The organism is Solibacillus sp. NPDC093137 (genome assembly GCF_050280445.1).
In the GTDB taxonomy this organism is placed as follows: Bacteria; Bacillota; Bacilli; order Bacillales_A; family Planococcaceae; genus Solibacillus; species Solibacillus isronensis_B.
This window is the reverse complement of sequence record NZ_JBNNVH010000007.1, coordinates 74,794-95,714: the sequence shown is the minus strand read 5'-3', so window position 1 is coordinate 95,714 and position 20,921 is coordinate 74,794. Positions and strand designations below refer to the sequence as shown.

Below are 20,921 nucleotides of genomic sequence, written 5' to 3'. Positions count from 1 at the left end.
CTAGTACAAACTATTCATAATTCAACTTCATCGTAATAAATTTTAAATCGGTCATTTCTTCCACTGCATACTTAATGCCTTCTTTACCGTAGCCGCTCATTTTGACGCCCCCATACGGCATATTGTCTACACGGAATGTCGGAATATCGTTAATGATTACCGCGCCTGCTTCAATCTCTTCAGCGGCTTTCATCGCATCTGTTAATACATTTGTGTAAATACCCGCATTTAACGCAAGCTCCGATTCATTTACAAAAGCAATTGCTTCGTCCAGCGTATCATATGGCACAATGGATACAATCGGCGCAAAAGTCTCTTGGCAAACAATTTTCAAATCGGGCTTCACATTCGTCATGACAGTTGGGGAGCAAGTACGCTCTGTAAATTCAGCTCCCGTTGCAACCGTTGCACCTTGCTGTTTCGCCTCTTCAATCCAGTTTTTTATACGGCTAACTTCATCCGGATGAATCATTGCACTCACATCCGTTTTTTCATCATGCGGATCCCCTACAATCAATTTCTTAGTCTCTTCAACAAATAATTTTGTAAATGCGTCATAAATTGAAGTATGAACATAAATACGTTGCAATGAAATACATACTTGTCCGGCAAATCCAAAAGCGCCGCCAACACCACGCTTCATAATTTTTTCAAGCGGTGTTGAAGGTTCTACAATGAGTGCCGCATTTGAACCAAGCTCTAATGTAATTTTTCGCAAGCCGATTTTTTCTTTAATTTTTAGGCCTACCGCACCACTACCTGTAAATGTCACTTTTTTTACAAGTGGATGTGTGACAAGTGTTTCGCTCAATTCCCCACCACTGCCAGTTACAATTTGTAATGCGCCATCCGGTAAACCTGCTTCTTTGAAAATTTCAGCCATTACAAGTGCACTTAACGGGGTTTGGGATGCAGGCTTTAATACAACTGTATTCCCTACAGCAAAGGCTGGACCTAATTTATGGGCTACGAGATTAAATGGAAAATTAAACGGTGTAATCGCAGAAACTACGCCTAATGGAACTCGTTTTGTATAACCGATACGGTCTTTTACACCTGGTGCTGCATCCATCGGAATCGTTTCGCCTGTACTTTGTTTTGCCGCTTCTGCTGCAAATTGATAAGTCGCAATCGTACGGTCTATTTCGGCAATACCTGCTGATATCGGTTTTGCCGCTTCATCCGCCAATATTTTTGCAAGTTCTTGTTTACGTTCCCGCATAATCGTCACAACTTTGTATAAAATTTCCGCACGTTCATACGCAGTCGTTTTTTTGAATGACTGGAATGTTTGATGTGCGCCTTCAATTGCACGCTCCACGTCCGCTGCTGTCGCTTTTGCTACATTTGCAAGGACTTCTCCCGTATAAGGTGCTGTTAACTCAGTCGTTTCATTCGTACTTTCCCATTGGCCATTAATCCATAATTTTGTCTGTTTCATTTAATTCACTCCTCACTATTGTTTACCCAAACTAAAAAAATATATCGAGAATATCGAATGCTAATAAAAATGGAATATCACCTATATAATCGCTCATCGCAAGAGCCTGCATAAATAATAAACTATCGTTGAAATCGGATAACATATCATTTTCGATGAAACTTTTCAGCACATACTGGGCAGCGGTCATTAAAGCATACGCCTGCATATCCATAAACATCGGAAGCTTGACGAGTGACCGTTCCATTTCTACAATTTCACCGACAACTTCTGATGTAGCTCCCGCTAAAGCTAGCAAAGCTAGATATGGATAAAACCTTTTCTTCACTTTCACGCCATTATTGATAAATGACTGCTTCATCGCAACTACATAATCAACCAATACAGGCTGAAATTCCTCATCATACAATGGCAATAGCTGTGTCATTGTCTGTAGGGCATCTCCATTTTTAAACCCTTTACCGTGTAAAGCATCATAGTATTTCCGCATTGTTTCAGCGAGTTTAACCGGGTCACTTTGCTTCTTCATCAGTAAAACTGCATATGGGATATCATCTTTACCCGTCAGGAAGAAATGATACCTTTTCATTTCATCATGTAAGATTTTTGCTTTTTTTGCATGTGCTTCATCCATTAAAAATAGGGCTGCAATTCGTTGATAGCCACTGCTTTTAAACCCTGCATTCAATAGCGCCTTTTCATTTAATCTTACTCGCTGAAGCTCCTGTTCAGGCTGCGGATGCAATACGAAATGGGCTAACATTTTATACGTTAAAACCGATTTATTCGACGGCGTAGAGAAAAACTCGAAGAAGGATTGCTTGGACTTTTGACTATGTATATCTTTTACTTTTTTCTCAAATAAAGGGCCATTAAATGTTTCACGTGAAAATGTAAATTGGACAGCTAACGGTATTCGGGCATTGCTTTGAACATCCGCTCCGAAAAATAGCTCCATCCGCTCATTATTGTTTTTAAGTAATTGTATAAAGGCTGTTTGATCCATCAGTTCACACTCCTACTTATAATTATACGCCTAAATTTTTGAAGTGAAAAAATTTTGCCTTTCCCCATAACAAAAAGAGAATGCTGTTTGTCGAACCAGCATTCCCTTTTTCAACGTTATACTTGAAGCTCATCAAGCTCTTCTTTTGTGAAGGCCCTTGATCTAGATAAAAAGCGCTTCCCTTCGACGCCTTCCAACGAAAACATTCCACCACGTCCATCGACGACATCAATAATAATCTGTGTATGCTTCCAATAATCATATTGGTTTTTGTGCATATAAAACGGACTTCCGCCAATATGACCAAGCAATATATCCTGGTTGCCGATAATTAAATCGCCATCAGGATAACACATTGGGGACGAACCATCACAGCAGCCTCCGGATTGATGGAACATAACCGGTCCGTGGCGTTCTTTCAACTTCTCGATTAATTGCAGTGCTGCATCGGTTGCTATAACACGTTCAACCAAATTTTGCACCCCCTCTCTTAGAAGAAGCCTAAGCGGTTTTCATCATAGCTTACTAAAAGGTTTTTCGTTTGTTGATAGTGGCTTAACATCATTTTATGGTTTTCGCGTCCTACACCACTCATCTTGTAGCCGCCAAACGCCGCATGTGCCGGATATGCATGGTAGCAGTTCGTCCATACACGTCCTGCCTGAATGCCGCGGCCGAAGCGGTAAGCGGTATTCATATCACGTGTCCAAACACCTGATCCCAATCCGTATAATGTATCATTTGCGATTTCCAAAGCTTCTTCTTTCGTTTTAAATGTTGTTACAGCAACAACCGGACCGAAGATTTCCTCTTGGAAAATACGCATTTTATTATGACCTTTAAATACAGTCGGTTTAATATAGTAGCCTTCTGCATAGTCGCCGCCTAAATCATTTTTCTCGCCGCCGATTAAGCATTCCGCGCCCTCTTCTTTACCGATTTGTAAATAAGATTGGATTTTCTCCATTTGTTCTGATGATGCTTGAGCACCCATCATTGTATCTGTATCTAAAGGGTTACCTGTTTTAATTGCTTCTACACGCTTTAATACGCGCTCCATAAATTTCTCGTAAATCGACTCCTGAATAAGTGCACGAGAAGGACATGTACATACTTCGCCTTGGTTTAAAGCAAATAATACGAAGCCTTCCACTGCTTTATCCAAGAATGCATCGTCTGCATCCATAATATCTTCAAAGAAAATGTTCGGTGATTTACCGCCCAATTCAAGAGTAACCGGAATTAGATTTTGTGATGCATATTGCATAATAAGGCGACCTGTCGTCGTCTCACCGGTAAACGCAATTTTACCAATGCGCGGATTTGAAGCTAACGGCTTTCCTGCTTCTAAACCGAAGCCATTCACAACATTCAGCACACCTGGCGGGAGTAAATCTTCAATCAGCTCAACAAGCACTAAAATGGATGCTGGTGTTTGCTCAGCCGGCTTTAATACGACACAGTTTCCTGCAGCTAAAGCAGGTGCCAATTTCCAGACAGCCATCAATAACGGGAAGTTCCATGGAATAATTTGCCCAACTACACCGATCGGCTCATGGAAGTGATATGCCACTGTATTTTCATCAATCTGACTAAGAGACCCTTCCTGTGCGCGTAAAGCACCCGCAAAGTAGCGGAAGTGATCAATGCCCAAAGGTAAATCTGCATTCAATGTTTCACGTACTGCCTTACCGTTATCCCATGTTTCTGCAACGGCCAGCATTTCTAAATTTTGTTCCATACGATCTGCAATTTTAAGTAAAATATTCGAGCGCTCAGTTGCTGATGTCTTACCCCAGGCATCCTTTGCTGCATGTGCTGCATCTAAAGCAAGCTCGATATCTTCTTCCGTAGAACGCGCCACTTGGGTAAATACTTTACCAGTTACAGGGGTAATATTGTCGAAGTACTCCCCTTTTACTGGCGGTGTCCATTTACCACCGATAAAGTTGTCGTAACGCTCCTTGAAATTTACTAATGCGCCATCCGTGTTTGGATTTTGATACACTGCTGCCATTGAAATCTCTCCCCTTTGCACAAATTATGGTGACCATACCTTCTCGTTAAAAGGAGTGCTGAAATTCATGCTGTAAAGCTCACTCTTCTGTGAGAGGTATCTTCATCTATTATATTGTCAGAAAAGTGGAATCATTTCAAATATTAAACTACAATTTTCTGATTATTTTATTATTCTCTACTCTGTTATACTGAAAATGAAGAGAATACTATAATAAAAATGTATAAAATGGGTAAATTCCAGTAAAGATAGGTTTGTTCATTATATAATCAAGCGTCATTTTGAACGAAGTATTACAAAATTACAGATAAACTCATGTATACTGAAGATATTCTATTAGTAGGTGAAAAATTATGAGAATCAATAAATTTTTAGCAGAAACAGGCATCGTGTCCCGTCGCGGTGCAGATAAATGGGTAGAAGACGGCCGTGTAAAAATCAATGGGGTTGTTGCGACAAACGGCAGCCAAGTTGAAACAGGCGATGAAGTATTAGTTGATGGCAAGCCTGTAAAAAGACAGGAAGAATTAGTCTACATTGTACTGAACAAGCCTGTTGGAATTACGAGTACAACGGAAAAGCATATCGAAGGAAATGTTGTGGATTTTATAAACCACCCGCTCCGTATTTTCCATATCGGACGACTGGATAAGGATTCAGAAGGATTACTGCTTCTTACGAATGATGGAGATATCGTCAACGAAATTTTACGAGCAGAAAACCACCATGAAAAGGAATATGTTGTGCAGGTAGACAAGCCGATTACCGATCAATTTATTCGTGACATGAGCTCGGGCGTGGAAATTTTAGATACAACGACATTACCTTGCCGAGTAGAAAAGGTTTCCTCAAAAGTATTTAAAATTATTTTAGAGCAAGGATTAAATCGTCAAATTCGCCGTATGTGCTCTGCTCTTGGCTATTCTGTACAGCGATTACAGCGCATTCGTATTATGAATATTCATATCGGGAATTTAAAAGTCGGACAGTGGCGTGACCTTACAGATAAAGAAAGAAATGAACTGTTCCAATTACTGAGCTACACACCAAAGCAATAAGGAATGTTCTCCTATTGTGAACATTCCTTTATATGCAAAGGGGGTATCATCATGCTGACAATTAAACCAACTGAAAACTTAACAGGATTAACGGTAAGTGGAGATTATTGAGATTTAGATGATATTATTCATGCAATTTATGAAGTGATTGGGGAAGAAAAGCGCTACTTTCATTATGAGGGTGTAAGACAGCGCTTATTATCATTTTGTTTGAAAATGCGCCAGGCTTCCAAAGGTGAACACCATATTGATTTCGTGCCAAATGGTATGAATAAAGAGACGAAAAAGAAAATGAATGCCATTATCCCTGAGCGAAATATTTATTACGGGGTAAATTTTTTATTACCTGAGCTTGTTTTTGCAGCACTGGCATTAAATGATTTCATTTCTCTTTATAAACAGACTATTAATAATTCAGAGTGGAGCATCGCTGTTACATCGGTTCGTAAATTCCAAGCACTTGTTGCTGACGCGATCGCCTCTTTCATGACAAAGGAGCATTACGCAGCATTTTTAACGAGGCTTCATACAAAATCACCTTTGTTCCATCAGTATGCAACACAGTATGTTGATATTTTAAATTTGGAGTATTTATCATTAACTAAAGAGGAACGTGCAACACATATTACATCGTTTGCTTTACGCTTTTTAACAGAGGATGAGACGTATAAAGTACTCATTCAGCAGCTTTTAGGGGTGACAAGTATTTCAAAGCAATCTTTCCATGAAGTCGAGCTTACATTTAAATATCCAGAAGAGGATACAATCGTTTGGTAGCCTTTGTAGGGGCCTATAAAGATACCGCATCTAAAACCAAAACCACCATTTCCCTTTGAGAGGAAAATGGTGGTTTTTTGCTGTAACCCGTCTCTTATTGTTTCTCTTCACTTTTCCCAGGGAAGAAACTGCTTCTTTCCCCATCCTAATTTATAATCCGCCTAAATAAGCGGCTCTTACTTCATCGCTTTCCTGTAGTTCTTTTGCTGAACCTGTCAGTACGATTTTGCCTGTTTCCAAAACATAGGCACGGTGGGCAACGGATAATGCCATATGTGCATTTTGCTCTACAAGCAGTACGGTCACGCCTTCTTTGTTGACCATTTCGATAATGTTGAAGATGTTTTTTACCATGAGCGGAGCAAGACCCATTGATGGCTCATCCATGATAATCAGCTTTGGCTTAGCCATTAGAGCCCGGCCCATCGCAAGCATCTGCTGTTCACCGCCTGACAACGTACCTGAAAGCTGCTTGCGTCGTTCTAACAGACGAGGGAATAATTCAAATACATGATTTAAATCCTTTTTTATAGCCTCTTTGTCATTTCGTAAATAGGCACCCAATTCCAGATTTTCTTCCACTGTCATATTTGAGAATACACGACGACCTTCCGGTACATGGGAGATTCCTGCCTTTACAATCGATTGTGCCGGCTTACCATCAATTGCCGCACCTAAATATTCGATTGAACCGCGCTTTGGTTTCAGTAAACCTGAAATTGTTTTTAGTAATGTGCTTTTCCCTGCTCCATTGGCACCGATCAGTGTAACAATTTCACCTTCTTTTACTTCGAGGGAGATTCCTTTTAATGCTTGGATATTACCATAGAAAACATCGATATCATTGATTATTAGCATATTATTCTGTAACCTCCTCACCTAAGTACGCTTCAATTACTTTAGGGTTTGAACGTATTTCTTCAGGTGTCCCATCAGCAATTAATTGTCCGTGGTCAAGCACGTAAATCCGTTCGCAAATACCCATAACTAAGTTCATATCATGTTCGATTAATAAAATTGTCAAATCAAATTCTTTCCGAATGAAGGCGATAAGCTCCATTAAATCATGTGTTTCCTTTGCATTCATTCCGGCTGCAGGCTCATCCAGCAATAATAGCTTTGGTGCAGCAGCCAATGCCCGGGCAATTTCCAGGCGACGTTGCATTCCGTAAGGCAAGTTTTTCGCAAGCTCATCCCGGTATACATCAAGTCCAAAAATTTTCAAGAATGCTAATGACTCCTGTTCCATTTTCTCTTCGCCACTAAAGTGACTCGGTAAACGGAAAATGCTTGAAACTAAATTATGTTTTGCCAATCCATGGTTAGCGACCTTTACATTATCCAGTACAGATAACTCTTTAAATAGGCGAATATTTTGGAATGTCCGGCTAATACCTTGGCGTGTCACCTTATATGGATCCAGGCCGCCAATTGCTTTTCCGTTGAATAGAATTGTCCCTTCCGTTGGTGTATATACCCCTGTCAGCATATTAAATGTGGTTGTTTTCCCTGCGCCATTCGGGCCGATTAAACCTATCAACTCTCCTTGATTCAAATGCATTTCTACATTTTGAACAGCCTTTAAACCCCCAAACTGAATACCTAGCTTTTCTACTTTTAGAAGTGCACTGCTCATACGCGAGTACCTCCTTTTTTACCAAACTTGAAGTATGCTGTGATTTCTTTTGAACCTAATAAACCTGTAGGTCGATAAAGCATAACTAATATTAAAATCAGTGAGTAAATAATCATCCGCGTTTCCGGGAAGTCCTGTAAATACGTAGAGACGAATGTCAGTAATACTGCTGCAATAACAGAACCAGATAAACTGCCTAATCCGCCCAATACGACGAATATTAAAATATCAAATGACTTTAAAAACCCGAATGCTGTCGGCTGAATAATATAATAGTTATGGGCATAGATGGCACCCGCCACTCCAGCGAAGAACGAACCAATTGCAAATGCGACAACTTTGTAATAGGTTGTGTTAATGCCCATTGCGTCAGCCGCAATTTCATCTTCACGTATGGAAATACACGCACGACCATGACGTGAATTCGTAAAGTTCGAGATGACGAGAATTGTAATAAATGTCGCAAAAAATGCATATGTCCATGTTGACTGATGGGCAACTTGCAAGCCTGCTGCACCACCTACATAGTCCGTATTCACAAATACAATTCGAATAATTTCAGCAAACCCTAGCGTAGCAATCGCCAAGTAGTCGCCTTTTAAACGAAGTGAAGGAATTCCTACAAGCAATCCGGCAAGTGCTGCGACAATAGCGCCAATTAAAATGGCTGTGATAAATGGCATGCCAAATTTCATTGTACAAATAGCCGATATGTAAGCTCCGACAGCCAGGAAACCTGCATGCCCTATTGAGAACTGACCTGTAACCCCGATAATGACATGTAAACTTACCGCCAAAATAACATTAATACACATTGCGATGAACATGTTTTGATAGTAGAACTGGATAACACCGTTGGAAATCAATAATTGAACAACTGCATAAATCACAAGTGCTAGGACGGCATAACCCCAAAAGATTTTCGATTTTTTCATGCTGTTCACCTACACTTTCTCGCGCGTATTTTTACCGAAAATACCCGCTGGACGTAATATTAGAATTAAAATCAGGATGACAAATGCGGCTGCATCTCGCCATAATGAATATCCGAGTGCCGAAACAACTGTTTCAACAACCCCTAGTACAAGACCGCCTACCATTGCTCCCGGAATAATACCAATACCACCTAAAACAGCGGCAATGAATGCTTTAATACCAGGCATAATCCCCATTAGCGGATCGATACGTGTATAGTAAATACCAAAAATTACGCCCGCAGCTCCTGCCAGTGCAGAACCAATTGCGAATGTGGCTGAAATTGTATTATCTACGTTAATGCCCATTAAGCGAGCTGCATCTGCATCATGGGATACGGCGCGCATCGCCTTACCGATTTTTGTTTTATGAACAATGAATTGTAATAAGATCATTAAGAAAATCGAAACAGATAAGATGAATATCGCCAGTGTACTGATCTGTGCACCGAAAATTTCAATATTCTTCGTTGTAAATACATTCGGATACGCCTCTGGAGAAGGACCTCTAAAGAAAATTACCGTATACTCGATTAACAGTGAGACACCAATTGCCGTAATAAGGGCTGCGATCCGAGTTGCATTACGCAGTCGTTTATAAGCGACACGCTCGATTATTACTCCAATGACAGCACATAATATCATCGCGATAATAAGGGCTAAAAAGACATTCATTTCCCAACGTGCAATGGCATAAAAGCCGATAAAAGCACCAAGCATGAAAACGTCACCGTGGGCAAAGTTGATGAGCTTAATAATTCCGTATACCATCGTATAGCCTAGTGCGATTAGTGCATAAATACTACCTAGCGATATACCATTCACTAATTGTTGGATCCATTCCATACAGTTCACTCCTTTTTTCTCTATTAATGTATGAAAAAAAAAGGGAGGCTAGTTCCGCCCCCCTTACTCGTAAAAAATTAAGGATTAACTTTAGAGTTGAACTGTTGTTTGCCGTCTACGAATTCTAGAACTGTTGCTGATTTTACTGGGTTGTGGTTTTCGTCAACTGTGAAAGTACCTGTTACTAAGCTTAAATCTTTCGTTGCTGCAAGCTGCTTTTGAATTGCTTCGCCTGTAATGTCACCATCTACACGCTTAATCGCATCAACGATAAAGTAAATCGAATCATAACCTAGTGCATGGAAAGCATTCGGTGATTTGCTGTACTCATCATTAAATGCTGTAACGAAGTCCTGAATTTTTGAATCCGGATCTTCAGATGAGTAGTGGTTAGTAATAAATGTATTATTTAACGCATCAGCACCCGCTAATTCAATTAGTGTTGGCGAGTCCCAACCATCAGCACCCATTAACGGAACGGTAATTCCTAATTCACGTGCTTGTTTTACGATAATCCCTACTTCTTCATAGTAGCCAGGGATGAAAATGAAATCAGGATTTTTCCCTTTAATATTAGTTAATTGAGATTTAAAGTCTACGTCCTTTGCAACATACGCCTCTTCTGCGACTACCGAACCACCATTTGCAGAAATAGTTTCCTTAAATGATGCGGCTAAACCTTTCGCGTAATCTGAAGCATTATCCGCGAAAATTGCCACATTTTTAGCTTGTAGTTCATTTGTCGCAAAGTTTGCTGCTACCGTCCCTTGGAATGGGTCGATGAAACAAGTACGGAATGCATATTCATTTACTGTTCCGTCATCGTTTACTGTTACATTTGGTGCAGTACCTGACCCTGTCACCATCGGAACTTTATGCTGACTTGCGATTTGTACTGTTGCAACGGAGTTCCCTGAAGTAGCCGGCGCTAACATTGCCACTACTTTTTCCTGTTCTGCTAATTTCATGGCAGCAGAAGTTGCTTCCGCTGTTTCTGATTTATTGTCGACTGGAATGTACTCCAGTTTTTTTCCATCTATACCGCCTGCTGCATTAATTTCTTCAATCGCCAATTTTGCTCCATCATTAATCGATGATCCGTATGAAGCTACAGCACCTGATAATTCTAAGTTGGCTCCGATTTTAATTGTGTCGCCAGCTGCATTACTGCCGCCACCACCTGATCCTGAAGAACTAGAGGTATCATCACCGCATCCAGCTAACACCCCTGTTAATAAAGCTGTTGCCATGAATAATGAACCATACTTTTTTGTCTTTTTGTGATTTGTCATCATCATTTCCCCCTTAGTCATACTACAAATGTTTGATATTTCTGATAATTATAACCAATACCCTACATTCGCACAATCTAAATTTTTAATATTCAGAATAAATCTACGAGAATAATATAAACAATTATTCCAACTTCTGTATTGTAATCGAATACCAATTATTAGTCTAGTACGATTATTCTGTTAATTTTATGTATTTTAAATTTACAGTCTACTATTTTCTGATAATAAAAAAACGCCGTTTATTTTTCCGGAATCCGAAAAACGACGATACGTTCATTTTCATTTTTTTCATGTCGTAATTTTATATCTAAATAGCAATGAAGTGACTGCTCTTGTTGTAAATAATCCATATAGTCAGGGGATGGATAATATAAAATAATATCTACCATGCGCGGATATGACATGATGGAGTCCATAACATGCTTTATAAACTCACGAAACACATGTATTGAGAAGGGGTTGAAGAAGAAAAAGACATTATCGTGCTTTGTAATTTCATATGTTTCGGCAATGATATTCAAAAATTGAATCGGTGCTTGTTTCTTCTTTACTTTTTTTAAATACTGCTCTGCATTATGCGCGGCTTCCGTAAAAAACTTCTGATCCATTTCAATACCTATAACGGGAATATGGAAGCGATGATATATATAAATGGGCACTCGCCCTTTCCCGCAGCCGATATCTAGAAAACGTGGATTAGCTGGCAGTTCGTAGCATTCGAATAATTGTTCCAGTCCGCTGTATGGTGTTGGTTCATAGCGATGGTACTTTGCTAATTTAGGAAAACCGTATTGATAACCGGTCGTTTGGATGTTTAGCATATGATCATATTGCTGTTCGTTCATTCGTTCACCTCACTAGTTTCAAAATTTTATGTTACTATAACGTTAATTTAAATTGAAGCTGTATTTAAGCTCATGTTCAAGTAACCACTGTTTTCTCCATAAACCGCCTGCATACCCTGTAAGTTTTCCATTTTGACCAATAACCCGGTGGCATGGAACGATAATACTTATGACATTTTTGCTATTTGTCATCCCAACAGCGCGGACCGCCTTTTCATTTGCAATTTGTTGGGCAATTTCTTTATAAGAAGCGGTTTTCCCGTAAGGAACGGTTGTTAATGCTTGCCATACTGATGTTTGAAACATTGTTCCCTGTAATTTATAAAGTACCGAAAAATCTTTACGTTGGCCTTTAAAATATTCTTCCAGTTCTGTTCTGCAGTCTAATAAAAGCTGAGGGGTATCATTGGTTGGGAAGTTTAGAATTTCTTCTCGCTCTGCAAATAATACCGATGCTATAAAATGTTCGCTTCCTGCAATTTCAATAACACCTATTGGTGAAACATAATCTAATTTATACATCATATGCCTCCTTCTCTTCTCCAAATTTACTATAGCGTAATTTCTTTATTAAAAAAAGAACCTTTAATCCGACAATGATTAAAGGTTCTTCCTATTAACAATTATGCTTTGTTTAAACCTAAAGCTTTCGTTGTTGTTTCATGTACTTCTTTAAGAAGTTCTGTATTTTCAACTAAGTTTTCACCGTAAGATGGAATCATTTCCTTAATCTTAGGCTCCCAAGCTTTCATTTCTTCTGGGAAGCATTGGTTGATTACTTTTAACATAACAGATACAGCTGTAGAAGCACCTGGAGATGCACCTAATAATGCTGCAATAGAACCGTCATGTGCAGTTACAACTTCAGTACCGAATTGTAGTGTACCTTTACCAGCGTCTGTGTCCTTAATAACTTGAACACGTTGACCTGCAACACTGATTTCCCAGTCATCTGACTTAGCTGTTGGAATGAATTGACGTAATTCATCCATACGTGCTTCTTTTGAAAGAACTAATTGAGAAACTAAATACTTGCTCAACGACATTTCTTTCACACCACAAGCAAGTAGTGTCAATAAGTTATGTGGTTTGATTGATGCAAATAAATCCATATTTGAACCTGTTTTTAAGAACTTCGGAGAGAAGCCTGCAAATGGTCCGAATAATAATGACTTTTTACCGTCAATATAACGAGTATCTAAGTGTGGTACTGACATCGGTGGCGCACCAACCGCTGCTTTACCATATACTTTCGCATGGTGTTGGTTCACTACTTCTTCATTGTTACAAACTAAGAATAAACCAGATATTGGGAATCCACCGATATGTTTTGATTCAGGGATACCAGATTTTTGTAGTAACTCAAGGCTACCACCACCAGCTCCAAGGAATACAAACTTCGCAGTGTGATATTCAACTTTACTGTTTTCTTTGTTATGAACTTTTACTTCCCAAGAACCATCTTTTAAACGTTTAACATCTAAAACATTATGGTTGTAGTTTACATCCACATCTTGCTTTTGTAAGTTCGAGATTAACGTACGAGTTAACGCCCCAAAGTTAACATCCGTACCAGAATCGATTTTTGTTGCAGCAATTGGTTCACTTGAAGTACGTTCATTCATAATTAAAGGAATCCATTGTTTAAGTGTTTCAGGATCATCTGAGAATTCCATACCTTCGAATAATGGGTTCGCTGTCATTGCTGCATGACGCTTTTTAAGATACTCGACATTGCTAGCACCTTGTACCATACTCATATGTGGCAGTGGCATAATGAATTCTTCCGGTTTCTCGATTTGCTTTGTGTTAACTAAGTGTGTCCAAAACTGTAGTGAATCTTGGAATTGTGTGTTAACGTTAATCGCTTTAGTAATATCGATTGTTCCGTCTTTTTTCTCGCTTGTGTAGTTAAGCTCACATAAAGCGGCATGCCCAGTTCCGGCATTGTTTAATTCGTGAGAGCTTTCTTCACCAGCTTTAGCTAAGTTCTCAAATACTTTGATTTTCCAATCCGGTGCTAATTCTTTAAGCATTGTACCTAAAGTAGCACTCATAATTCCGGCACCAATTAAGATAACGTCTGATTTGATATGCTTGTTACTCATTTTTACCTTCCCTTACATATATATTAAGATTTTTAGAATAATGTAAGCGCTCTATTCTATTATCGACAACCCTATATAGGAGACGATTCCATTGATTCTATATCATTTATTACCTTATTGTAGTGTAACACAATTGTGAAAAGATTAAAATATATACAAACCGCGACTTCGCCAGCAAGTGAAAAGGTTGTCCTTAGCGAGCAAAGGTAAAACATTTATGAGCATATTTTGCAGAAGCTTAAAATCATTTATTTATGTTTTCTTTATTTTCTAACAACTTTTTTCTAACTATTTCGTCTATTTTAAGTTATGCTACAATGAGAAGCCTATACTTTTCATTAAATGGAATTTCTATTAATATCAACTTGAAATATCGGCAATATTTTGTAAGAATAGTAGGCATCGCTCTTTGCATAAACTATATTATAAGTACAGTTATCATAAGAAATACATGACAAATGTAAATAGTTCATAATTTAAATTAAAACTAAAATCAAATCTGAGTGAGATAAGGGGGATGTTTATGAAAATTTATACGGATAGTGGTTCTGACTTACCGAAATCATTTTTTGATAATGAAGAAGTACATCTTTTTCCGTTACGCGTATTAGTGAAGGGTGTTGAGTATGATGACATTATTGGCATCACAACTGACCAAGTATACGCGGCAATTGCTGAAGGTGAGCAACTTAAAACATCACAAGTTTCATTAGAAGTATTTATTAACGCTTTTGAGGAACTAGCAAAATCCGGTGAAGAAGGAGTTTATATTGCCTTTTCATCTGAACTGTCTGGTACATGCCAAACAGCAATTTTAGCAAAAAATCAAGTATTGGAAAGTTATCCAAACTTGAAATTAGAAATTATTGATACGAAATGTGCTTCTTTCGGGCAAGGCTTAGTTGTGAAAGAAGCCGTACGTTTAAATAAATTTGGCATTGAGTTTAATGAAGCCGTTGAAAAACTAACAACAATGGCTAATTCAATGGAACATCTATTTACAGTTGGCGATTTAAACCACTTAGCAAAAGGCGGCCGTGTTTCAAAAGCGAGTGCTTTTATGGGTGGATTACTTAATATTAAGCCTATCTTAAATATGGATGATGGTAAGCTTGTACCAATAGAAAAAACACGTGGATTTAAAAAGGCTACCCAACGTATGATTGCCCTTATGAAAGAACGTGGAGGAGACTTTTCGAATAAAGTTGTCGGTATTTCCCACAGTAATGATGAGGAATTAATGCTAGAAATAAAAGCCGCAATTGCAGATTCATTACACCCGAAGGCAATTGAAACCACAACAATTGGTGCGGTGATCGGTGCACATGTCGGTCGAGGCACAATTGCTATTTTCTTTACGGGACAATAAGTATACATTGTAAAAGCTGCCTAGAAAATTACTTTCTAGACAGCTTTTTTTACTTAAATGAAAAAAAGCCCTGCAAGTGCAATACCGGTAATCGCTCCTAAAGCAATGCCATAACCAAATCCAGCCCCGCCAAAGCCCCAAAATCCAATACCATAACCATTTCTATCGGGCATAATCCATACTTGGCGATTATCGACTTGTGTAATTCTACCTACATGCAGATTACCTTGATTATCTGTAATCCTTACCCGCTTCCCTTGATATTTGCAGCATAAATCATACGCCTCTTTTGGATGCATCTATTTCACTCCTTTCCTTACTTTTTTCTACTATATGTTCAAGCAATTCGCACATACGAGCGCTTCGTCTAATTCATACACTAAGAAAAAGGAGAAAATTATGCCCATTCTGGATACAAAATTATTGTTTGAAAAAACGGAGCATCGTGAGCTGGCAGCCTATCCAATCATCCAATCCATTTTCCCTCGATTTCCACCTGAGGCCGTACAATTTGAACTTTTACAGCAGGGGCTGCTTCAACATGAGGAACTCCGCTTAACATTGGATGTTTGGCAAATATCAAAAAGACTTTTAGAGGAATTAATACTTTTATGGAACGGTCCGGATATACCTGTTGCCATTTTGCCAATAAAAAACGGATTTGTAAAAAATGGTGTTGCCTACCCTTATGGCATTTGTTTGTATGTATCCCCTCGCGTCACAATAAAAGAACTTCATGCACTGTTTACCCATGAATATCATCATATTTGCAGGCGCAGGTTTTTAATAGAACCCCCTACATTACTTGACTCATTGCTTATGGAGGGACTGGCCGAGCATGCGGTGGAAAGCTTATATGGAGAGTATGCATTAAGTTCATGGACGAAACGGTATTCCATGGAGGAAGTATTAAGTTATTGGGATACTCATTTCACCCAAGCATTGCATGTGTCAGGTTTGCATGAACATCAAGCCTTTTTATTCGGGGACTCGGCATTAAATTTACCCCCTTGGATTGGGTATTGTACCGGGTATCGATTAGTTGAAGCCTTTTTACAAAAGAAAGGTCCTTATGATGTAAAACAACTGCTCTCTATGCCTTCACTTTATTTATTAGAAGGTGCAGGATGGAAAAAGGGAGTAACCGAATAATTATTTACGGTTACTCCCTTACATATTATTTTTGAACGACTGGCTCCGGATAATCAAAGCCTTTCGTGTCAACTTCAACTGTTTTTATCTTTTGATCTTCCAGCGGTTTATCATTTTTCGCGCGTTCAGCAGCAACAATCTCATCAACTGTTTCCATTCCTTCAGTTACCTTGCCGAATGCTGCATAGTCACCATCCAAATGCGTGGCTTGCTCCGTCATTATAAAGAATTGTGAGCCTGCCGAGTCCGGATCTTGGGAACGAGCCATCGAGATTACACCTCGCTCGTGTGTTAACGTATTTTCAAATCCGTTTGAGGTAAATTCTCCTTTAATTGCATAATCAGGTCCACCCATACCTGTACCATCCGGGTCTCCACCTTGTATCATGAAACCGGGAATGACACGATGGAAAATTAGTCCATCATAAAACCCATCTTCTACAAGGGAGATAAAATTGGCCACTGTATTAGGAGCTGTTTTTGGCTCTAACTCAATAACGATCTTTACATCATTTTCCATTGTGATTGTAACAATTGGATTTTCTGTAACTTTTTCAGCATAATTTACAGTGGTTTCCTGTTCTTCGTTTTCCGCCGTTTCCTTACCACATGCAGCTAAAATGACGATTAGCACTGTAAATAAAACTATTTGATAAAACTTCTTCACTCAAATTCATCTCCTTTTCCAACATAATTCCATCATACTACGGAAGTATAAATAAGAGCATCAATTGGAAGCAGTGTTTTCAATAAAAAACACCTAATCCATTGCAACTGCAATGTTTTAGGTGTTGTAGAGAACGTTATTATTCAAATTCCACAGGAAAGGAAATACTATGGTTTTAAAATAAATTTAATACTCTGATCTTCATGATCATGGAATTTCTTATAAGCTTCACTTGCCTCAGATAGCGGTACTTTATGGGTAATGATTTCAGTTGGATCAATCTTCCCTTCAGCAACCATATCATAAAGCATTTGACTGTAATGAATCGCTGGTGCCTGACCCATTTTCACGGTTACATTACGCTCAAAAATATTGCCTAGCGGGAACATATTGTATAATGAACCGTACACCCCTGTCAGCTGGATGGTACCAAACTTTCGAACCGATTTTATACCAACATCAATTGCGCTCAGTGTCCCCCCCTGAAGTTTCAGCTTTTGCTGTGCCTTTTCTACAAGAGACATTTTCCCGTCCATACCCACACAGTCAATAACTACATCCGCTCCGCCATGGGTAATTTCATGTAGATGATTACCTACATCATCAAAATCATCGAAATTAAATATTTCTACATTGTTTGTGCGTTTCGCATGCTCTAAACGATAGCTTAAAGGGTCTACTACCATTACACGCTTCGCACCTTTCATCCATGCAAATTTCTGTACCATTAAGCCGATTGGTCCTGAACCTAGCACAATGACCGTATCGCCTTTTTTAACCCCCGCATTTTCTACACTCCAATAGGCAGTCGGCAATACATCAGATATAAACAGTAATGCCTCATCTTCTAGTTCACAGTTGTCTGGTACTTTAAATGGTATGAAGTTCCCGTACGGTACACGTAAATATTCCGCTTGTCCGCCCGGGAAGTCACCGTAGCGCTCAGTAAATCCAAAGTATGCACCCGAATCAATCGCCGGATTTTCGTTGGCATTATCGCATTGGCTTTCCAACTGATTTTGACAATAAAAGCATTCGCCACAAGCGACATTAAAAGGAATTACAACACGATCCCCTTTTTTAACTTTCGTTACGTCAGGTCCGACTTCTTCCACGATTCCCATTGGTTCATGTCCAATTACAAAATCCTCCCTTGCTGGCATTGCCCCGCGGTAAATATGGAGATCTGACCCACAAATTGCCGTTGAGGTTATACGTACAATAATGTCATCTGGCTTTTCAATTTTTGCATCCGGAACTTCTTTTACTTCTACTTTTTTGGCACCTTGATACGTTACTGCTTTCAAAAAGACCCCTCCTGTTGGATAAAGTATTAGAATTAAACTTCGGTAAAGTAATTCTGTAGGTTATATACCCCCCAGCACAAAAAATATACATAAAACCAACTATTGCTTAGCCAATCGACGGACAGAAAAAAACTGCTCCCCAATTGTTAGGTGTGTCTAACAATTGGGGAGCAGTTCAAATTGGATTAGTGCCCTTTATATTACGGCTGTTTAACATTATTTCGTTGCAAATAAGCTGTATAGTCTGTCCCTTCTTTTAGCGCTTTTTCCTCCATCGGAATGCGAATAGACAGGATAATGAAATTTAAAATGGTGAAACAAATAGCTGTAAAGTATGCCTGAAACATAAGAGGCAGTACAGCAATTTCTAAACATACAACTAAATAGTTTGGGTGACGGATAAAAGAATACGGCCCCTTCGCTACTACATTTGCTCCCGGTAAAATAATAATTTTCGTATTCCAGAAAGATCCTAATGAAACTAGACACCAAACCCTTAACATCTGCAACAATAAAAATAAAACGAGCCAAATATAATGCGGTGTAAATTGTTCACTGAAAAATACTACCTCAATAAGAAGGCTTACAAAAAAGCTCGTATGCAGTAATATCATGAATGGATAATGAGAAGCACCTACTTCATATGCTCCTTTAGCAAGCATTAATTTTTCATTTCTCTTTGCTACAACCAGCTCTACTAATCTTTGAATAATTACAAAAGCTAGTACAATATAAAAAACCAGCTTACTCCCTCCATTCCAATAATACTACTTCTCCGCTAAAACCAGGCCCTAACGCAACCAATAGCCCTAAAGTATCCGCTCTATTTTCATTTAACATAAATTGTTCCAAAACATACAGAACTGTCGGAGAAGACATATTTCCATTTTTTTGCAATATTTCACGTGAAACATCTGTATGTTCCGTTGTTAAATTCAATGTTTCCTCATAAGCTTGTAACACTTTTTTTCCACCAGGATGTGCTACAAAATTCTCAATTTGCTCAGGAGATACATCATGCTTATTTAAAAATTCATAAATAAACGGTCCAAGCCACTTTGAAATAATGACTGGAATGCTCTTTGAAAATACAACGTGCAAACCACTATTCTTTACATCCCAGCCCATAACATCTTCAGAATCCGGCATCCACTTTGAGCCACGCCCCTTAATATATGGTACCGGTACATTTTGCTCTAGCTCAACTTCATCGCCGCATACAAGGGCACAAGCAGCTCCATCAGCAAATAATGAAGTGCCTACAAGATTACTTTTAGAATAATCATCTTTCTGGAATGTAAGACTGCATAGCTCAACACACACGACAAGCACCTTTGCGTTAGGATGTGCTTTGCAATAGTCATACGCCCTACTAATACCTGCCGCTCCCCCTGCACAGCCTAGCCCCCATATTGGGATTCTAACTATTTCATTGGAAAAGGGAAGAATATTCATAACACGAGCATCAATACTTGGCGTAGAAATGCCTGTACTACTAATAAATATAATGGCATCTATGTCTTCGGTAGATAGATCTTGTTGTAAAAAGGATCGGTTTGTTAAACACTTTTTTATAACTTCAACACTATATTCGGTAGCCAGTTTTATATAGAGTTCATTGCGTTCTTCAAATGTATGGTCTTCGCGATACCAGTCCGGTGAAACACATAAATTACGTGTCTTTATTTCACCATTCTCAAAAACTTTTAATAACCGTTCTAACTTTGGAATTTTATGTTGGAAAAGCTCTTTCGTCAATTGCTCAATGTTCGTCTGAGCTAATGTGAAAGGCGGTGTATGAGTACTTACTGAAGCGATTTTTGGAATAGTAATTTCTCCTTATATGAGTTATTTTCTTTCAATGTATTGATAAAGCCCAAAAAATATACTGAAATAGCTGGAAATTTTGTGTTTTTGCCCATGAATAATAGCACTATCCATTAACTGGACGGTGCTACTATCATTTTTATTAACATTAGCCATAACGATTGAAAAATGACTTACCAGCCTCTTCGTTTTGAACAACCACATCCGCCGCCATGCGGTCTAAACGGTGTTCCACACATCGTATTAGTTTCGAAACACTCATTCACAACAGATTGTGTATGAGGGAAATAGTGTTGGTTGTTAATATAATGTTGGTTGACCGTTGTTAAATGTGATGGATGTACATGTGGTACCACCGTGTTTGATACGTTTCTTTGAACATATTGTCTCGTTGGTGAAATTTGCGGTGATGCATATTGAGTTGGTCCTGTTTGCGTTGGCAATTGCTGTGCATTATTGAAAAACGATTGACCTCTTTCATCATTAAATGAATTAAACCAGTTTCTATTAGCCAATTTTATCCTCCTTCCTTCATCTTGATGTATCTCTACTAACTTATGAAAGGAATTCGGAATAACCTATTTACTTGCCTATTG

General features: G+C 38.8%; 22 protein-coding genes. 4 read left to right on the top strand and 18 right to left on the bottom strand.

Translation table 11 applies throughout. The features are described 5' to 3' along the window. Positions 1-10 precede the first annotated feature (10 nt). From ACQKN3_RS17675 to adh, 4 genes are all read right to left on the bottom strand, one after another. A complete protein-coding gene (locus tag ACQKN3_RS17675) occupies positions 11-1,441 on the bottom strand; it encodes an aldehyde dehydrogenase family protein (protein ID WP_427713688.1) in 1,431 nt (476 codons plus the stop codon). A 31-nt stretch (positions 1,442-1,472) separates the two neighbouring features. Beyond that, the gene (locus ACQKN3_RS17670; RefSeq protein ID WP_427713685.1) at positions 1,473-2,447 is read right to left on the bottom strand and encodes a DUF4003 family protein; all 975 of its coding nucleotides are present in this window, start codon (positions 2,445-2,447) and stop codon (positions 1,473-1,475) included. A 116-nt stretch (positions 2,448-2,563) separates the two neighbouring features. Continuing rightward, positions 2,564-2,920, bottom strand: a complete 357-nt coding sequence (locus ACQKN3_RS17665) for a DUF779 domain-containing protein (protein WP_079523523.1) — start codon at positions 2,918-2,920, stop codon at positions 2,564-2,566. Positions 2,921-2,937: 17 nt separating this feature from the next. Beyond that, on the bottom strand, positions 2,938-4,464 hold the full coding sequence (adh, locus tag ACQKN3_RS17660; RefSeq protein WP_251690930.1) for an aldehyde dehydrogenase: 1,527 nt from the start codon (positions 4,462-4,464) through the stop codon (positions 2,938-2,940). 353 nt (positions 4,465-4,817) lie between these two features. On the opposite strand from adh, the gene rluF reads away from it, so the two are divergent. Together rluF and ACQKN3_RS17650 are read left to right on the top strand one after the other, a co-directional pair. Beyond that, the gene (gene rluF, locus ACQKN3_RS17655) at positions 4,818-5,522 is read left to right on the top strand and encodes a 23S rRNA pseudouridine(2604) synthase RluF (RefSeq protein ID WP_251690932.1); all 705 of its coding nucleotides are present in this window, start codon (positions 4,818-4,820) and stop codon (positions 5,520-5,522) included. A 123-nt stretch (positions 5,523-5,645) separates the two neighbouring features. Then, a complete protein-coding gene (locus ACQKN3_RS17650; RefSeq protein WP_427713778.1) occupies positions 5,646-6,299 on the top strand; it encodes a DUF6904 family protein in 654 nt (217 codons plus the stop codon). A 150-nt stretch (positions 6,300-6,449) separates the two neighbouring features. Here the strand turns inward: ACQKN3_RS17650 and ACQKN3_RS17645 are convergent, their stop codons facing one another. From ACQKN3_RS17645 to mqo, 8 genes are all read right to left on the bottom strand, one after another. Further along, entirely contained in the window at positions 6,450-7,157 is a 708-nt protein-coding gene (locus tag ACQKN3_RS17645; protein ID WP_251690936.1) for an ABC transporter ATP-binding protein, read from the bottom strand. Position 7,158: 1 nt separating this feature from the next. Continuing rightward, positions 7,159-7,935, bottom strand: coding sequence for an ABC transporter ATP-binding protein (locus ACQKN3_RS17640; protein ID WP_251690938.1), 777 nt, complete (start codon positions 7,933-7,935; stop codon positions 7,159-7,161). Beyond that, on the bottom strand, positions 7,932-8,870 hold the full coding sequence (locus ACQKN3_RS17635) for a branched-chain amino acid ABC transporter permease (RefSeq protein WP_014822390.1): 939 nt from the start codon (positions 8,868-8,870) through the stop codon (positions 7,932-7,934). The genes ACQKN3_RS17640 and ACQKN3_RS17635 overlap by 4 nt, the downstream gene beginning before the upstream one ends. Before the next feature lie 9 nt (positions 8,871-8,879). After that, the gene (locus ACQKN3_RS17630; protein ID WP_251690940.1) at positions 8,880-9,755 is read right to left on the bottom strand and encodes a branched-chain amino acid ABC transporter permease; all 876 of its coding nucleotides are present in this window, start codon (positions 9,753-9,755) and stop codon (positions 8,880-8,882) included. A gap of 77 nt (positions 9,756-9,832) precedes the next feature. After that, complete coding sequence (locus ACQKN3_RS17625) at positions 9,833-11,047, bottom strand: ABC transporter substrate-binding protein (RefSeq protein ID WP_251690942.1); 1,215 nt, start codon at positions 11,045-11,047, stop codon at positions 9,833-9,835. Between the two features lie 242 nt (positions 11,048-11,289). Then, on the bottom strand, positions 11,290-11,895 hold the full coding sequence (locus ACQKN3_RS17620; protein ID WP_427713681.1) for a methyltransferase domain-containing protein: 606 nt from the start codon (positions 11,893-11,895) through the stop codon (positions 11,290-11,292). 42 nt (positions 11,896-11,937) lie between these two features. Further along, on the bottom strand, positions 11,938-12,417 hold the full coding sequence (locus ACQKN3_RS17615) for a methylated-DNA--[protein]-cysteine S-methyltransferase (protein WP_427713678.1): 480 nt from the start codon (positions 12,415-12,417) through the stop codon (positions 11,938-11,940). A 101-nt stretch (positions 12,418-12,518) separates the two neighbouring features. Next, positions 12,519-14,003 (bottom strand): malate dehydrogenase (quinone), encoded by a 1,485-nt coding sequence (gene mqo / locus ACQKN3_RS17610; protein WP_427713676.1) that lies wholly within the window; start codon positions 14,001-14,003, stop codon positions 12,519-12,521. A 523-nt stretch (positions 14,004-14,526) separates the two neighbouring features. Between mqo and ACQKN3_RS17605 the strand changes: the two genes are divergently transcribed. Beyond that, positions 14,527-15,372 carry a DegV family protein gene (locus tag ACQKN3_RS17605; protein ID WP_065217689.1) on the top strand — a complete coding sequence of 282 codons (846 nt, stop codon included), beginning with the start codon at positions 14,527-14,529 and terminating at the stop codon, positions 15,370-15,372. Positions 15,373-15,425: 53 nt separating this feature from the next. On the opposite strand, the gene ACQKN3_RS17600 is transcribed toward ACQKN3_RS17605, so the two are convergent. Then, positions 15,426-15,671, bottom strand: coding sequence for a hypothetical protein (locus ACQKN3_RS17600; RefSeq protein ID WP_014822384.1), 246 nt, complete (start codon positions 15,669-15,671; stop codon positions 15,426-15,428). A gap of 100 nt (positions 15,672-15,771) precedes the next feature. Between ACQKN3_RS17600 and ACQKN3_RS17595 the strand changes: the two genes are divergently transcribed. Next, positions 15,772-16,524 carry a DUF2268 domain-containing protein gene (locus tag ACQKN3_RS17595; protein ID WP_251690953.1) on the top strand — a complete coding sequence of 251 codons (753 nt, stop codon included), beginning with the start codon at positions 15,772-15,774 and terminating at the stop codon, positions 16,522-16,524. A gap of 25 nt (positions 16,525-16,549) precedes the next feature. Here ACQKN3_RS17595 and ACQKN3_RS17590 read toward each other — a convergent pair whose 3' ends face one another. The 5 genes from ACQKN3_RS17590 to ACQKN3_RS17570 all read right to left on the bottom strand — a co-directional run bounded on the left by ACQKN3_RS17590 (position 16,550) and on the right by ACQKN3_RS17570 (position 20,840). Next, positions 16,550-17,191, bottom strand: coding sequence for a peptidylprolyl isomerase (locus ACQKN3_RS17590; RefSeq protein WP_427713672.1), 642 nt, complete (start codon positions 17,189-17,191; stop codon positions 16,550-16,552). A gap of 167 nt (positions 17,192-17,358) precedes the next feature. After that, a complete protein-coding gene (locus ACQKN3_RS17585; protein ID WP_427713670.1) occupies positions 17,359-18,498 on the bottom strand; it encodes a zinc-dependent alcohol dehydrogenase in 1,140 nt (379 codons plus the stop codon). A 200-nt stretch (positions 18,499-18,698) separates the two neighbouring features. After that, positions 18,699-19,241, bottom strand: coding sequence for an isoprenylcysteine carboxyl methyltransferase family protein (locus ACQKN3_RS17580; protein WP_427713776.1), 543 nt, complete (start codon positions 19,239-19,241; stop codon positions 18,699-18,701). A 1-nt stretch (position 19,242) separates the two neighbouring features. Then, positions 19,243-20,325, bottom strand: coding sequence for a type III polyketide synthase (locus ACQKN3_RS17575; protein WP_427713773.1), 1,083 nt, complete (start codon positions 20,323-20,325; stop codon positions 19,243-19,245). A gap of 173 nt (positions 20,326-20,498) precedes the next feature. After that, positions 20,499-20,840 carry a CotD family spore coat protein gene (locus ACQKN3_RS17570; RefSeq protein WP_251690962.1) on the bottom strand — a complete coding sequence of 114 codons (342 nt, stop codon included), beginning with the start codon at positions 20,838-20,840 and terminating at the stop codon, positions 20,499-20,501. Positions 20,841-20,921 lie beyond the last annotated feature (81 nt).